This window comes from Methylobacterium sp. D54C, from assembly GCF_053345595.1.
On the sequence record NZ_JBKFAK010000006.1, the window covers coordinates 104,589 to 119,400 of the forward strand.

The following is a 14,812-nucleotide window of genomic DNA, read 5'->3' on the forward strand; positions in this document are numbered from 1 at the left end:
CCTCCGAACGCGCGCGCCGCCGCAGCGCTGTCCGAGGCCGCCCTTCGATCAGGGTGTCGGCGGCGGCGCGGCGGCCAGCGCGCGGGCGACCTTCGAGGCCGGCTCCCGGCCGAGCTGGGACGCGATCGACCGCCCGGCCGCGGCGAGGGCATCGAGATCGATCCCGGTCTCGATGCCCATGCCGCGCAGCATGTAAACGACGTCCTCGGTGGCGACGTTGCCGGCGGCCCCCGGCGCGTAGGGGCAGCCCCCGAGTCCCGCCACCGCGGCGTCCACGGCCGACACGCCGAGTTCGAGGCAGGCGAGGATGTTGGCCAGGGCCTGCCCGTAGGTGTCGTGGAAGTGCAGGGCGATCGCCTGCAGCGGCACGTCGGCGGCCACCCGCTCGACCAGCCGCCGGGCCGCGCGCGGCGTCCCGGTCCCGATCGTGTCGCCGAGGGCGATCTCGTGGCAGCCCATCGCGTGGAGGGACGCGGCGACGCGGGCGACCGCCGCCGGCGCGACGTCGCCCTCGTAGGGGCAGCCCAGGACGCAGGAGACGTAGCCCCGCACCCGCAGGGCTCGCGCGCGCGCGGCCTCCAGCACCGGGGCGAAGCGGTCGAGGGTCTCGGCGATCGAGCCGTTGACGTTGCGCCGGGAGAAGCTCTCGGAGGCGGCGGCGAACACCGCGACCTCCCGGACGCCGGAGGCGAGGGCCCGCTCCAGGCCCTGCAGGTTCGGGACCAGCACGGAATAGCCGACCTCGGGCCGGGGGCGCAGCCGCGCCAGAACCTCCGCGGTGTCGGCCATCTGCGGCACCCATCGGGGCGACACGAAGCTGCCGGCCTCGATGCGGGTCAGCCCGGCCTCGGCCAGGGCCTCGATCAGCGCCACCCTGGCGGCGATCGGCACCGGCGCGGGCTCGTTCTGGAGCCCGTCGCGCGGCCCGACCTCGACCACCTGCACCCGGGCCGGATAGCTCATGCGGGCCGCTCCTCCGCCGCGAAGGTGACGATCTCGGTGCCCTCCTCGACCATGTCGTCGACGGCGTGGCGGGTCTCGGCGACGGTGCCGGCCTGCGGCGCGCGGAGGGTGATCTCCATCTTCATCGCCTCGATCACCGCGAGCGGCGCGCCCTTCTCCACGGCATCGCCGGGCCGCACCCAGAGCTGGGTCAGGCGGCCCGGCACGGGCGCCGTCACCCGGTCGCTGCCGGACGCCTCGGTCCGGGGCGGGGCGAGGGGATCGACGTGGACCAGCGTCGCGTTCCGGCCGCCGACGATCACCGTCAGCTCCGCGCCGCGGCGGACCGCGCGCAGCCGGCGCCAGACGCCGTCGAGCATCAGCTGCTCGCCCTCGGCGTCCTCGGCGAGCGCCGCCAGGACGGTGCCGCCCGGCAGGTCGAGGCGGGCGCTGCCGTCGGGGAGGGGGCATGCCCGCAGGGTGACGGGCGGCGCGTCGCCGTGGCGGAACTGCAGGTCCTGGTAGCCCGCCCCGTTCATCCGCCACGCATCCGGATCGGCCCAGGGCGACCACGGGTCGCCGCTCGCCCGCGCCTGCGCCGCGACGGCCGCGCGCCGGTCGCGCAGGACGGTCAGGGCGGCGGCGGCCCAGAGCGTGGGATCGACCGCACCGGTCGCGAGCAACGCCAGCAGGTCGTCGGCGTGGCGGGCGATGAAGCCGGTGTCGAGGTCGGCCGCGCGGTAGGCGGGGTGGCCGGCGACGGCGCGCAGGAGATCCAGATTGGTCGTCACGCCGACCACCTCGTAGGCGGCGAGCGCGGCCGCGAGCTGCCGGATCGCGGCCGCCCGGTCCTCGCCCCAGACGACCAGCTTGGCGATCATCGGGTCGTAATCCGGGGTGATCCGGTCGCCCTGAACGATGCCGGTCTCGACCCGCACCCGCCCCGGCACCTCCGGCGGCTGGCGCAGGTGGGCGAGGGTGCCGACCGCCGGCAGGAAATCGCGCGCCGGATCCTCGGCGTAGACCCGCGCCTCGATCGCGTGGCCGCGCAGGGCCAGATCCGGGGCGCCGAGCGGCAGCCGCTCGCCCGCGGCCACGCGCAGCTGCCACTCCACCAGGTCGAGGCCGGTGACCATCTCGGTCACCGGATGCTCGACCTGGAGCCGGGTGTTCATCTCCATGAAGTAGAAGGTCTCGCCCTCGGCGATGAACTCCACCGTGCCGGCGCCGACATAGCCGACCGCCCGCGCCGCCGCGACCGCGGCCTCGCCCATCCGCGCGCGCCGGACCGGATCCATCCCCGGGGCCGGCGCCTCCTCGATCACCTTCTGGTGGCGGCGCTGGATCGAGCAGTCGCGCTCGAACAGCGAGACGGTGTTGCCGTGGCTGTCGGCGAAGACCTGGATCTCGATGTGCCGGGGGCGGGTCAGGTACGCCTCGATCAGCACCCGGTCGTCGCCGAAGGACGCCCGCGCCTCGCGCTGCGCGCCGGTCAGCGCGGCCTCGAACGCCGCGGCGGCCTCGACGACGCGCATGCCCTTGCCGCCGCCGCCGGCCGAGGCCTTGATCAAGACCGGGTAGCCGATCCGGGCGGCCGCCTCCTTCAGCACCGGGACATCCTGCGCGGCGCCGTGATAGCCCGGCACCAGCGGGACCCCGGCGCGCTCCATCAGCGCCTTGGCCTCGGCCTTGGAGCCCATGGCGCGGATCGCCGCGGGTGGCGGGCCGACGAACACGAGGCCGGCCCCGGCGCAGGCGCCGGCGAAGTCCGCGTTCTCCGACAGGAAGCCGTAGCCCGGATGGATCGCCTCCGCCCCGGCGCGCCGGGCGACGTCGAGGATCCGCTCGGCCACGAGGTAGCTCTCGCGCGCCGGGGCGGGCCCGATCGGCCACGCCTCGTCGGCCATCCGGGTGTGGCGGGCGCCGGCATCCGCCTCCGAATAGACCGCGACCGTGCCGATGCCGAGGCGCCGGGCGGTAGCGATCACCCGGCAGGCGATCTCCCCGCGGTTGGCGATGAGGATCTTGCCGAACATGGCCGCCCCCTCAGTCCCGCCGCCACGGGGCTAAGCGCTTGTCGAGGAAGGCGGCGATGCCCGCCTGCCCCTCGTCCGAGGCCCGGCGCCGGGCGATGCGCCGGCCCGTCTCGCGCCCCAGGTCGGCGTCCACCGGCCGCCCCTCGCACAGGAAGACGAGGTCCTTGGCCTCGGCCTGCGCGCCCGGGGCGCCCCGGAGGATGTCGCGCAGCACCTCCGCGCCGGCCGCCTCCAGCCGGTCGTCGGGCACCACCTCGTGCACGAGGCCGATCGCCCGGGCGCGCTCGGCGGAGAAGACCTCCGCGGTCTGGAACAGGCGCCGGGCCCAGCGCGCGCCGATCGCGTTGACCACGTAGGGGCCGATCGTCGCCGGGATCAGGCCGAGCCGCACCTCGCTCAGGCAGAACCGCGCGCTCTCGGCCGCGATGGCGATATCGCAGCAGGCGGCGAGCCCGACGCCGCCGCCGTAGGCCGCCCCGTGCACGAGGGCGAGCGTCGGCTTCGGCAGCCGGTCGAGACTGTGCATCAGCCCCGCGAGCCCGGCGGCGTCGGCGAGGTTGCTGTCGAAGGACTGGCCGGCGATCCGGCGCATCCAGGCGAGGTCGGCGCCCGCCGAGAAGCTCTGGCCGGCGCCCGCCAGGACGACCGCCCGGATCCCGGGAGCGGCGCCCAGCCGGTGCAGGGACGCGGTGAGGGCGGCGATCAGGCCGTCGTCGAAGGCATTGTGCTGCTCCGGACGGTTGAGCGTCAGGGTGGCGACCCCGCGCTCGTCGACCGCCTCCAGCAAGGTGCCGCTCATCCCGCGCCTCCTACATCCGGAACAGGCCGAAGCGGGTCTCGGGAATCGGCGCGTTGAGGCTCGCCGAGAGACCGAGCGCCAGGACGCGGCGCGTGTCGGCCGGGTCGATCACCCCGTCGTCCCAGAGCCGTGCGCTGGAATAGTAGGGGTGGCCCTGCTCCTCGTACTGCGCCCGAATCGGCGCCTTGAACGCCGCCTCGTCCTCCGCCGACCACGTGCCGCCGCGGCCCTCGACACCGTCGCGCCGGACCGTGGCCAGGACCGAGGCGGCCTGCTCGCCGCCCATCACGCCGATCCTCGCGTTCGGCCACATCCAGAGGAAGCGCGGCCCGTAGGCCCGCCCGCACATGCCGTAATTGCCGGCCCCGAAGCTGCCGCCGATCAGGACGGTGAACTTCGGCACCGCCGCGGTCGCGACGGCGGTGACCATCTTGGCCCCATCCTTGGCGATGCCGCCGGCCTCGTAGCGCCGGCCGACCATGAAGCCGGTGATGTTCTGGAGGAACACCAGGGGCACGCCGCGCTGGGCGCAGAGCTCGACGAAGTGGGCGCCCTTCAGAGCACTCTCCGAGAACAGGATGCCGTTGTTGGCGACGATCCCCACCGGGTAGCCCCAGATATGGGCGAAGCCGCAGACCAGGGTCTGGCCGTAGAGGCGCTTGAACTCGTCGAAGTCGCTGCCGTCCACCAGCCGGGCGATGACCTCGCGCACGTCGTAGGGCGTCCGGCGGTCGGCCGGCACCACCGCGTAGATCTCCTCGGCGGCGTAGCGCGGCGGCTCGGGCTGCCGCGGCGCGAGCGCGGGGCGCTTCACCGCGTTCAGGTTGGCCACGATGCGGCGGGCGATGCCGAGGGCGTGCGCGTCGGTCTCCGCCATGTGGTCGGTCACGCCCGAGATCCGGGCGTGCACGTCGGCGCCCCCGAGCTCCTCGGCGCTGACCACCTCGCCCGTCGCGGCCTTCACCAGCGGCGGCCCGCCGAGGAAGATCGTGCCCTGGCCGCGGACGATGATCGACTCGTCGCAAAGCGCCGGCACGTAGGCGCCGCCGGCGGTGCAGGAGCCCATCACCACGGCGATCTGGGCGATGCCCTGCGCCGACATCGTCGCCTGGTTGTAGAAGATGCGGCCGAAATGGTCCCGGCCCGGGAAGACCTCGTCCTGGCTGGGCAGATGCGCGCCGCCGCTGTCGACGAGGTAGAGGCAGGGCAGCCGGTTCTGCTGCGCGATCTCCTGCGCCCGGAGGTGCTTCTGCACCGTCATCGGGAAGTAGGTGCCGCCCTTCACGGTCGCGTCGTTGGCGACGATCACGCACTCGCGCCCCGCGACGCGGCCGATGCCGGTGACGATCCCGGCCGAGGGGACCTCGCCGCCGTAGAGGCCGTGCCCGGCGAGCTGGCCGATTTCCAGGAACGGCGAGAACGGGTCGATCAGCGCACGGATCCGGTCCCGGGGCAGGAGCTTGCCGCGGGCGCGATGGCGCTCCCGCGCGGCCTCCCCGCCGCCGAGCCGGACGCGGTCGGCGGTCGCGCGCAGGTCCGCCACCAGGGCGCGCATGGCCTCGGCATTGGCGCGGGCCTCGGGCGCGCGCGGATCCAGAGCGGATTCGATCACCGGCATGGCGCCCGCTCCCCGCTCATGCCGTCTCGGCGAACAATTCGCGGCCGATCAGCATCCGCCGGATCTCGCTCGTGCCGGCGCCGATCTCGTAGAGCTTGGCGTCGCGCAGCAGGCGGCCGGTCGGATAGTCGTTGATGTAGCCGTTGCCGCCGAGCGCCTGGATCGCGTCGAGGGCCACCGCGGTCGCGCGCTCGGCCGCGAACAGGATCGCGCCCGCGGCGTCCCGGCGCGTCGCCCGCCCGCGGTCGCAGGCCCGCGCCACCGCGTAGACGTAGGCCCGGGCGGCGTTCGTCGCCGTGTACATGTCGGCGATCTTGCCCTGCATGAGCTGGAACTCGCCGATCGGCCGACCGAACTGCCGGCGCTCGTGGAGGTAGGGCAGCACGACATCGAGGCAGGCGCGCATGATGCCGAGCGGCCCGGCGGCCAGCACGGCGCGCTCGTAGTCGAGGCCCGACATCAGCACGCCGACGCCGCGCCCGACCGCGCCCAGGACGTTCTCCTCCGGTACCGCGCAGTCCCGGAACAGCAGCTCGCAGGTGTTCGAGCCGCGCATGCCGAGCTTGTCGAGCTTCTGCGCGGTGGAGAAGCCGGGAAAATCCTTCTCGACCAGGAACGCCGTGATCCCCCGCGGGCCGGCCTCGGGATCCGTCTTGGCGTAGACCACCAGGACGTCGGCGTCGGGACCGTTGGTGATCCACATCTTGGTGCCGTTCAGGACGTAGCGGTCGTCGCGCCTGTCGGCCCGCAGCCGCATGGAGACGACGTCGCTCCCGGAGCCCGGCTCGGACATCGCGAGCGCGCCGACATGCTCGCCCGCGATCAGCTTCGGCAGGTAGCGGCGCTTCTGCGCCTCGGTGCCGTTGCGGCGGATCTGGTTCACGCAGAGGTTGGAATGCGCGCCGTAGGACAGCCCGACCGAGGCCGAGGCCCGGCTGATCTCCTCCATGGCCACGGCGTGCTCGAGGTAGCCCATGCCGGCGCCGCCATAGGTCTCCTCGACGGTGACGCCCAGAACGCCGAGGGCGCCGAGCTTGGGCCAGAGGTCCGCGGGAAACGCGTTGCTGGCATCGATCGCCGCCGCGCGGGGGGCGATCTCGGCGCGCGCGAAGCGCTCCACCTCGGCGCGCAGGGCGTCGGCCGTCTCGCCCAGGCCGAAGTCGAAATCCTGCAGGCCGATGGGCATCGCGCGTCTCCTCGCCTGAGAATCGGGCACTCGCCTCTTTGAAACGAACGTACGTTCGTTAAGCGGTGCTGGCAAGGCGATTTACGAACGGTTGTTCGTTAGCCTATAGCGGGGATCGGCGTGAGCATTCCCCGGTGTCTGTTGCGCTCTGAACTGTCTTCGGAGTGTCTTCGTGGGTCGCACCGCCGGATCGAACGGGCCGCGCACGGCCGCCGCCATCCGCCGGGCCGGGCTTCGGCTCATCTATCGCCACGGCTACGAGGCGATGACCCTGCGCGCCCTGGCCGCCGAGGTCGGGATCCAGGCGGCCTCGCTCTACAACCACATCCGCAGCAAGCAGGATCTGCTGTTCGACATCGTCCGCGACCACATGGAGACGCTGCTGGCGCGGACCGACGCGGCGCTGGCGACGGCGACCGGCACCCCGACGGACCGTCTCCGCGCCTTCGTGGCGCACCACGTCACGTACCATCTCGAGAAGAAGCAGGAGGTCTTCATCGCGAATTTCGAGCTGCGCTCGCTCGACCCGCCGCATTACGCGGCGATCGTCGCCCTGCGCCGGGCCTACGAAGACCGGTTGGTCGCGCTGCTCGAGCGGGGATCGGAGGCGGGGGAGCTGGACGTCCGGGACGCGCGGGTCGCCGGCTACGCGATCCTCGGGATGCTCACCAGCGCCTGCACGTGGTACCGGCCCGACGGCCGGATGACCAAGGCGGAGATCGTCGCCCTGCACACCGACATGGCGTTGCGGGGTTGCGTCAGGCGTCAGCCATAGACCCCGTCGCGCCGGGGAACGGCGGTCGCCTCAGATCAGGCCGCCCGGCGGTGCGGCGGTGAGGGTCCTGCCGGCCCGCGTGACGAGCTTGGCGAAGGCCAGCGCCGCCGCCGAGGCCTGGGCTTCCGAGGGGAAGGTGCGGTCCGATGTCAGGACGGGCATCTGCGTCGCATCGAGGAGGACCCAGGTCCACAGACGGGTGTCGGTCGCGCGGATCTCGAAATGCATGGCGAACTCGTCGGGCAATGGCACATGCCCGCACAATGCGCCGCGAAAAGGCCTGACGCGTTAAGAGCTTGGCCGGCGCAACAACCTGCGTCGGCGCGCACCGGCCTTGCCCCCGACATCCTCGCAGATCACAGGCGGGAACCTGCGCCGCCCAGGGCAGATCTCGCCACGGTCGGCCCCGACTTGGCATGCCAGCTTGGCTTTATCCGGCCATTCGATGCTACCCTCGCGCGGTCGGCATGCCGTGCCGACGGCGTGAGCAGGAGCGACATGGTAGAGCGGTACCATTTCCGCCTGAGGGGGCCGGACGAGGTCATCGAGGACGAGGAGGGCGTGCTGGCAAACTCGATCGAGATCGCCGTGGCCGAGGCGACGCAGCTGATCGCCGAGATGCACGCACGGGGCGAGTTGCCCGATCCCGACGAGCGCTGGTGCGTGGAGATCCACACCGCCGACGGTGTCGTGCTTCGTTCCCTTCAGCTGTACTGAGCGCTGGGCGCGGGGCGCGGGAGCTTGCGCAGGATCAGGCGGATGTGTTCGCGGAGGATGATCGCCTCAGGCGGCGGACCGGCACCCGGAGGCTCGACCGCTATCTCCGGACCACCCAGCACCGAGGCGTACATCGAGCTCTCCACGCTTTTCGCGAGCAGTAACCATCAGCCGTAGCAAACCGTTGCAAGCATCATAAGTCAGGTTTCGCCCTACAGGACGCGGCCGCTTCTACGTCGACAGGGGCGCCCGGACCGATGGGCGACTTCCGGACATGAAGTCTCTCGCAGACGAGGCATCCATTTCGGCGGTCGCGGGGCCGGCTGAGTGAGGTATTCGCCTGGACAGGTCGGCGCGGCACTGGAGGCGCGTGCCGCATCGGTCGAGGACGAGGCTGCGGCGGCGCCCGCTGATCTCGGCGACGGCGCCCGGAAGCCCGGCAAGCGCGGCGATGACTTGCCGTATCGGTGACCGAAGCGTCCGGCCCGGGTCGCGCAGGGTTGGCCTCGTGCGCCGCGTGCGCGGTCGGGAGGTCGACAGCGCCGCCGGCGAGCCGGATCTGTCGAAAGGGTCGCAGGCGTCGGAAAATCCCCGGCCACGCTGAAACAGGCGACCGGGCGATGCAGTTGCCGCTGCATGTCAAGACCTCGCCCCATCGCCGTCCTCGCCGAGGACGAAGAGTTCAGCCGCCTCGTCGCGGCCGACATGCTGACGGCGTTGGGGTTCGAGGTGCTGGAGGCGGAACACGCCCAGGGCGCGCTCCAGCATCTGGAGGCATGTGACGGGGCCGTCCTGCTCTACACCGACATCAACATGCCCGGCACGATGGACGGCCGCGCGCTCGCGCACGCCGTCCGGGCACGCTGGCCGGAGACCCGGATCATCGTCTGCTCGGGCTGCGATCCGCGCGAGGCGACCGCGCTGCCCGAGGAGGCCCATTTCATCGCCAAGCCCTGCGGGGAGAAACTGGTGCGCAAGGCGCTCAAGGCCCTGCACCTGCACTAGGGCCGCTTCCGACCGGGTCGGGCGAGGGGGCATGTCGCGGCTGTCTCGACCGGCGGCACCTGTCCTCCAGCCGTCGCAGCACGGTCTGGACGGCCCGTGCTGCGCTGTCTGGGCGGCCTCAGCTCGCGAGGAAGGCGGCCAGCCCGGCCAATCCCGAGAGGGAAGCGCGGCTTTCCTCCAGGCACCGCGCGTTCAGGTCCGCGGCCAAACCGTCGAGCTTGGCCTGGAGCAGGCCGATGCTGGCCGGGGACAGGTTGCCGGGGAGCAGGACGATCACGTCGCCTTCGTCGAGGTGTATCGTCTCGCGGATCGCAGCATCAGCCATCGGAGCCTCCACCGGGAATACTGATCTCTCGGCCTGTCGGTAAGCTCTCACGGGCCGAGGCCGCCGACCGTGCTCCGGCGCACGCCCTCGAACACTGACTCGCGTCCGTGGCAATCCGGGGAGATCCGCGCCGGCGTCCCGCGGGCAGGACCGTCCGGCTACGCCCGAGCGCGCCGCGCCAGCGCTCGCCCGACCTCGAACAGCGCCAGATCCGACACCTGTTGCAGCCGCTGGTGGCCCATCGCGACGATCGCCGCGCGCGCCTGCAGGAGGTGATCGATCGCGAGGACCATCGGGTCGTCCGCCGGCAGATCGCCCGCCGCGCTCGGAAGGAAGGGGCCGCGGTGGCTGTCCGTGGTGTCGATGATGATGCCGCGACCGCGCATCCGTCCCGCCGGATCGGGCGTGAGGCTGCCACGGTCGAGAACCCATCGAACCTCGCCGCCGTCCGTGAGGACGCGGTACTCGGCCGAGACGGGGCCGCCGGTCCGGCGCACCCGGGCGATGCGCGCGAAGACCCAGTCGCGATCGTCCGGATGGGTGCATCGAAGGGCGATCTCGATGGGCAGCGGGCGCCCGGCCAGGGTCGCATCCCCGGCGAGCAGCGCCGCCGTCCCCTCGTCGAGGAGGGATTGTCCCGCCGACACGTCCGCTGTCCAGGCGCCGACATAGCCGGCCGCGCGCAATGCAAGATCAGCCGTAGTCTGCAACAGCCTGGCCTCCTCCGGCGCAAATCGGTTCGCACAAACCCGATCTCTGGTAGTGATATACCAAAATCGATATTCGGTACCAGTATCATACCGTCCATGCCGGAAATTTAGCAACTTCTAGTATAGGTGTGACCCGCAGATATACAACTCTCTGCAGCAGATCGTGTCGGCCAGGATCGGCGCGACGCGCGGCAAGAACTCCTCGGCGCCGCCGCAACAATGTGTCAGTGCTCCCGGCGACCCGACAACGCCGTCACCGATCGAAGCGCGCCGCGGCACCCCGCTCTGCTATGTCATCGGGACAGGTGATCGCGGGCCGCCTAGCAGCCTTCACCCCGTCGACGGGACGCGGGTCCACTGCGGGCGCGTCGGGCGCATCCGATCGGATCGGCCTGTTCCGGGGCGCGCCCAAGGGCCTCCTTGTGGCAACGCCCGAACTTCGACAAACCCGGACGGAGCTATCGAGGACGGGCGCCCATGATCATCCGCCACACCCGCAGGCTGCATCGATCGGGCGAGGCGGTCGCGAGCCGCGATGGTCGGCTCGTCGCGCCTGCCCCGACGGAGCCCGACTGGGATGTCCTGGGTCTGATCGATCTCGGCGGGCGCGCCACGGTGGTCGCGCTCCTGGGTCCGAACGACGCGCGCGCGTTCCGATTCCTGAACCCGAACGGCACACCGCTGGCGTCCTGCGCTGCGGATTTCCTCGCCGCGCCGTGGGACGGCCCCGGCCCGCTCGAGTGGCAGGCCGAGGCGCTCCACACCGACGACGGCGACGCGTCGAACACGCGGGCCATGATCGAGGATCTCCACCTCCTGATCGAAGCCCTCGCGCGCGCGGCTGCCGCGAGCCCGGAGCACGCTGTCCGGGTCGTCACGGGCGGCGGTTCCGATCCGCGGGCGCAGGCGATGCACGCGGCGCTGGCACGCCTCAACGCCGCACCGGCGGGGGCTCCGCCCCACCTGCCCGAACTGGTGACGAAGGCGATCGTCGCGCGCGGCGGCCAGGAGACGGCCCATCCGGACGGCGGCGATCTGCGCTTCTCGATCTACCTGCCCATGCCGGGCTTCCGCTTTGTCGGCTACGCGGCGGACCGGAACGAGACGCTGTGCACGCTGATCGGCAAGAACTCGCGCCTCGCGTCGGCCCTGCTGGACGTTCGCGCGAACACGGCCTACGCCCGGCCGAACCTGGGAAGCGTCGGGTTCGACGCCGCGACCCTGGTGCAGGTGCGGTTGTGGCGGCAGTACCTCCTGCCGGCGCTGATCGACGGCGCGGCGCGGTCGACGCGCGTCGGGGTGGTCTTCGAGCACGCGCACATCAGTCACGCCATCTGGAACGAGCTGGCCGCGGTCGACGACGTGCTGTCGCTCGGTCGCGCGCCGGCGGTGTTCCTGTTCGCGAGCTGCAACGAGCCGATCTCTCCCGTCGACGCCGTCTTCCCGGAGCTCGCCGGGCAGGTGTATCGCGGGATCGAAGGCCCGCTGCCCCTGTTGCAGGCCGCCGTCGCCGGCGCGGCGACCTTCCTGCCCTTCCGGTCCTACCGCGTGAGCCAGCGATTGGCCGATCGTCTCGCGGCCCTGGCGCGGAGCGCGGAACCCGCGCTCGATGCCCGCCTGACGGAAGCGGCGCGCCGGGCCACGATCGTCCTGATCGGGCTGCGCCTGGAGAACCGCCAGTGGGTCCGGCAGCTCGACGGCTACGTGGCGCTGATCCGACGCCTCGGCCGGCGGCGCGGCGAGAGATTCCTCGTCATCGTCGACGGGCACAACACGCTCGCGGGCACTGCGGGCGGCTACGTCGAGAGCTACTGCGAGAGCCTCGTGCCCGCGGAGGGGACCGTGCCGTCCATCGTCCGGAAGGAGCTCGACCTGATCGGGGCGCTCCGCGCACGGGTCGCCGATGTCTCCAACGTGGAGTTGCTGCCGCTCGTGCCCTGCTCGATGGGGGCGAGCCTCGTGGCCGCGCTCCACACCGACCTGTTCGTGACGCATTTCGGGGCCGGGCTCGCCAAGTATAAGTGGGTCGCCAACGCGCCCGGATGCGTCATATCGAGCCGATCCGTGCTCAGCGGGAAGGACGATCTGCGCATCTACGACACCGAGATCTTTCGCGAGAACGTGTCGGCCTGTCACTACTTCCCCGCCGAGCGGGTGACGGACCTCGATACCTCGACCAACGCCCTGCATGTCCCCGGCAGCCGGGAGCGCGAGGATTTCGATCTCGACCTCGAAGAGTTCGCCAGCTTCGTCGAGCGGAACCTGCCCGAGCGGCGCGCCGCGCGCCCGCACTGGCTGAGACGGCTCACCCTCTTCAGGACCCGCGCCGCCACCGACGCGGCCAGGCTCTGAGCGCCAGGAGCATCACGGATGAGCGATCGGATCCTGATCACCGGCGGCGGCGGCTTCATCGGCTCGCACCTCAGCGAGCGCCTGCTGGAGCAGGGCCACGAGGTGCTCTGCGTCGACAATTTCTTCACGGGCCGGAAGAGCAATATCGCCCACCTGTTCGACAATCCGCGCTTCGAGCTCATACGGCACGACGTCACGCACCCGCTCTTCGTCGAGGTGGATCGGATCTACAATCTCGCCTGCCCGGCATCCCCGATCCACTACCAGTTCGACCCGGTCCAGACGACCAAGACCAGCGTCATGGGGGCGATCAACATGCTGGGGCTGGCGAAGCGGCTCCGCGTGCCGATCCTCCAGGCCTCGACCTCGGAGGTTTACGGGGATCCGCTCGTGCACCCGCAGCCCGAGGGCTACTGGGGGAACGTCAATCCCCTCGGCCCGCGCTCCTGCTACGACGAGGGCAAGCGCTGCGCCGAGACCCTGTTCTTCGACTATCACCGACAGCACCGCGTCCCGATCAAGGTGGTGCGGATCTTCAACACCTACGGCCCGCGCATGCATCCCAGCGACGGCCGGGTCGTCTCCAACTTCGTCGTCCAGGCCCTGCGCGGCGCGCCGATCACGATCTTCGGCGAAGGGCATCAAACCCGCTCGTTCTGCTACGTCGACGACCTGGTCCTGGGGCTGCAGGCGATGATGGCCACCGACGCCGAGATCACCGGCCCCGTCAATCTGGGAAACTCGGACGAGTTCACCATCCGGCAGCTCGCCGAACTCGTCGTCGACTTGTCGGGCTCGCGCTCGAAGCTCGTGCACGCCCCGCTGCCGGTGGACGACCCGCGCCAGAGGCGGCCCGACATCGCCCTGGCCGCGCAACTCCTCGACTGGCGCCCGACCGTGCCGCTGCGGGACGGGCTCATGAGAACCATCGCGTATTTCGAGACGCTGCTGGCCTCGGAGCCGATCGGGCCGCGCTGATCCGGCGCGCGTGTCTCGGCGGGATCGGTCCTGACCGACCGTCGGCCGCTCCGGGCGAGCGGCCGTGCGCGCTCGAGGCGGCCGATCCGGGCCAGGCCCCTATCGCGGTCCGGCAGCCTCTGCGGCGGGGCCGGCCTCCGCCGCGTAGGCGTTGATGATGCCCATCAGCAGGCCGGGAAAGCGCGCCTCCACCTCGGCCCAGCGGGAATGGTTGCGCACCTCGACGCCGTGACGCTCGCTGCGGATCAACCCGGCCTCGCGCAGGACCTTGAAGTGGTTGGACAACGAGGATTTCGGGATGACGCGGTCCCCGAGCGCCGACACGGCCGAGCAGGCCTCGACGCATCCCGCCCGCATGATCCTGGCGAAGATGGCCGCGCGGCTCGGGTCGGCGAGGGCGTGCAGGATGGCCTCGGGTCGCACGTCCTCGATGGCGGGGTGAAACAGCGGTCTCATCTTTCGTCCATATGGGGTCTTGAACGACGCTCCGTTAGTTCCGAAGTTCCGAACTATGGGACTCAGGCCGCCATCCCGCGGCCGGCCCATATCGGAGATAGGACACATGTCGAAGCTTGCGGGCAAGGTCGCCGTCGTGACCGGGGCATCGAAGGGCATCGGTGCGGGGATCGCCAAGGCGCTGGCGCGGGACGGCGCCGCCGTGGTGGTGAACTACGCGTCCAGCAGGGCGGGGGCCGACGCCGTCGTGGCCGCGATCACGTCCGCCGGCGGCCGGGCCGTCGCGGCCCAGGGCGACGTGTCCCGAGCGTCCGAGGCGCAGGATGTGATCGAGGCCGCGATCCGCGCGTTCGGGCGGCTCGACGTGCTGGTCAACAATTCCGGCGTCTACGAGTTCGCGGCGATCGAGGAGGTCACCGAGGAACACTACCGCCGCCAGTTCGACGTCAACGTGCTCGGCGTCCTGCTGGCGACGCGGGCGGCCGCGAAGCATCTCGGCGAGGGCGGGAGCATCGTGAACGTCTCCTCGGCGATCACGCACGTCCACACGCCGGCGGCGGCGGTCTACGCGGGGACCAAGGGGGCGGTGAACGCCATATCGGGGGTGCTCGCCAACGAGCTGGCCCCGCGCAAGATCCGCGTGAACGTCGTCAGCCCGGGCTACGTGGTGACCGAGGGCACGCACGCGGCCGGCATCTCCGGCTCGGAGATGGAGGCCGGGATGGTCGCGCAGACGCCCCTCGGCCGGGCCGGTGAGCCGGACGACATCGCCACCGTCGTGGCCTTCCTCGCCTCTGACGACGCGCGCTGGCTCACCGGCGAGAACATCACGGCCAGCGGCGGCATCCGCTGATCCACGGCGCTGCGCCTGCGCGCGTGTCGGTGCCCGACCGCGTGCCGGGGCAGCGTCGCG

The 14,812-nt window shown here is 71.7% G+C and carries 15 protein-coding genes; 6 read left to right on the top strand and 9 right to left on the bottom strand.

Translation table 11 applies throughout. The features are described from left to right. Positions 1-48: 48 nt before the first annotated feature. From ACLBYB_RS15260 to ACLBYB_RS15280, 5 genes are read right to left on the bottom strand one after another with little or no spacing between them, the layout of a single operon-like run. On the bottom strand, positions 49-963 hold the full coding sequence (locus ACLBYB_RS15260) for a hydroxymethylglutaryl-CoA lyase (protein WP_447699271.1): 915 nt from the start codon (positions 961-963) through the stop codon (positions 49-51). Continuing rightward, a complete protein-coding gene (locus ACLBYB_RS15265; protein WP_447699272.1) occupies positions 960-2,978 on the bottom strand; it encodes an acetyl/propionyl/methylcrotonyl-CoA carboxylase subunit alpha in 2,019 nt (672 codons plus the stop codon). The genes ACLBYB_RS15260 and ACLBYB_RS15265 overlap by 4 nt, the downstream gene beginning before the upstream one ends. Before the next feature lie 10 nt (positions 2,979-2,988). Continuing rightward, positions 2,989-3,777, bottom strand: coding sequence for an enoyl-CoA hydratase-related protein (locus ACLBYB_RS15270; protein ID WP_447699273.1), 789 nt, complete (start codon positions 3,775-3,777; stop codon positions 2,989-2,991). 10 nt (positions 3,778-3,787) lie between these two features. Next, positions 3,788-5,395 (bottom strand): carboxyl transferase domain-containing protein, encoded by a 1,608-nt coding sequence (locus tag ACLBYB_RS15275; protein WP_447699274.1) that lies wholly within the window; start codon positions 5,393-5,395, stop codon positions 3,788-3,790. A gap of 16 nt (positions 5,396-5,411) precedes the next feature. Further along, a complete protein-coding gene (locus ACLBYB_RS15280) occupies positions 5,412-6,581 on the bottom strand; it encodes an isovaleryl-CoA dehydrogenase (protein ID WP_447699275.1) in 1,170 nt (389 codons plus the stop codon). A 172-nt stretch (positions 6,582-6,753) separates the two neighbouring features. Here ACLBYB_RS15280 and ACLBYB_RS15285 point away from each other — a divergent pair, with 172 nt between their 5' ends. Continuing rightward, the gene (locus ACLBYB_RS15285) at positions 6,754-7,356 is read left to right on the top strand and encodes a TetR/AcrR family transcriptional regulator (protein ID WP_020094829.1); all 603 of its coding nucleotides are present in this window, start codon (positions 6,754-6,756) and stop codon (positions 7,354-7,356) included. Positions 7,357-7,386: 30 nt separating this feature from the next. On the opposite strand, the gene ACLBYB_RS15290 is transcribed toward ACLBYB_RS15285, so the two are convergent. Then, entirely contained in the window at positions 7,387-7,584 is a 198-nt protein-coding gene (locus ACLBYB_RS15290) for a hypothetical protein (protein WP_056530425.1), read from the bottom strand. A 270-nt stretch (positions 7,585-7,854) separates the two neighbouring features. Between ACLBYB_RS15290 and ACLBYB_RS15295 the strand changes: the two genes are divergently transcribed. Then, positions 7,855-8,073: a DUF6894 family protein gene (locus tag ACLBYB_RS15295; protein ID WP_427510237.1), complete on the top strand. Its 219-nt coding sequence runs from the start codon at positions 7,855-7,857 to the stop codon at positions 8,071-8,073. Between the two features lie 636 nt (positions 8,074-8,709). After that, positions 8,710-9,078, top strand: coding sequence for a response regulator (locus ACLBYB_RS15300; protein ID WP_447699276.1), 369 nt, complete (start codon positions 8,710-8,712; stop codon positions 9,076-9,078). Positions 9,079-9,196: 118 nt separating this feature from the next. Here the strand turns inward: ACLBYB_RS15300 and ACLBYB_RS15305 are convergent, their stop codons facing one another. Together ACLBYB_RS15305 and ACLBYB_RS15310 are read right to left on the bottom strand one after the other, a co-directional pair. Then, the gene (locus ACLBYB_RS15305) at positions 9,197-9,403 is read right to left on the bottom strand and encodes a hypothetical protein (protein WP_020094825.1); all 207 of its coding nucleotides are present in this window, start codon (positions 9,401-9,403) and stop codon (positions 9,197-9,199) included. 158 nt (positions 9,404-9,561) lie between these two features. After that, entirely contained in the window at positions 9,562-10,113 is a 552-nt protein-coding gene (locus ACLBYB_RS15310; protein ID WP_331298161.1) for a PAS domain-containing protein, read from the bottom strand. Positions 10,114-10,590: 477 nt separating this feature from the next. Here ACLBYB_RS15310 and ACLBYB_RS15315 point away from each other — a divergent pair, with 477 nt between their 5' ends. After that, complete coding sequence (locus ACLBYB_RS15315) at positions 10,591-12,465, top strand: hypothetical protein (RefSeq protein ID WP_447699277.1); 1,875 nt, start codon at positions 10,591-10,593, stop codon at positions 12,463-12,465. Positions 12,466-12,483: 18 nt separating this feature from the next. Then, positions 12,484-13,443 (top strand): UDP-glucuronic acid decarboxylase family protein, encoded by a 960-nt coding sequence (locus ACLBYB_RS15320; RefSeq protein WP_020094822.1) that lies wholly within the window; start codon positions 12,484-12,486, stop codon positions 13,441-13,443. Positions 13,444-13,542: 99 nt separating this feature from the next. Here the strand turns inward: ACLBYB_RS15320 and ACLBYB_RS15325 are convergent, their stop codons facing one another. Continuing rightward, positions 13,543-13,899: an ArsR/SmtB family transcription factor gene (locus tag ACLBYB_RS15325; protein ID WP_020094821.1), complete on the bottom strand. Its 357-nt coding sequence runs from the start codon at positions 13,897-13,899 to the stop codon at positions 13,543-13,545. 106 nt (positions 13,900-14,005) lie between these two features. Here ACLBYB_RS15325 and ACLBYB_RS15330 point away from each other — a divergent pair, with 106 nt between their 5' ends. Then, positions 14,006-14,752, top strand: coding sequence for a glucose 1-dehydrogenase (locus tag ACLBYB_RS15330; protein WP_020094820.1), 747 nt, complete (start codon positions 14,006-14,008; stop codon positions 14,750-14,752). Positions 14,753-14,812 lie beyond the last annotated feature (60 nt).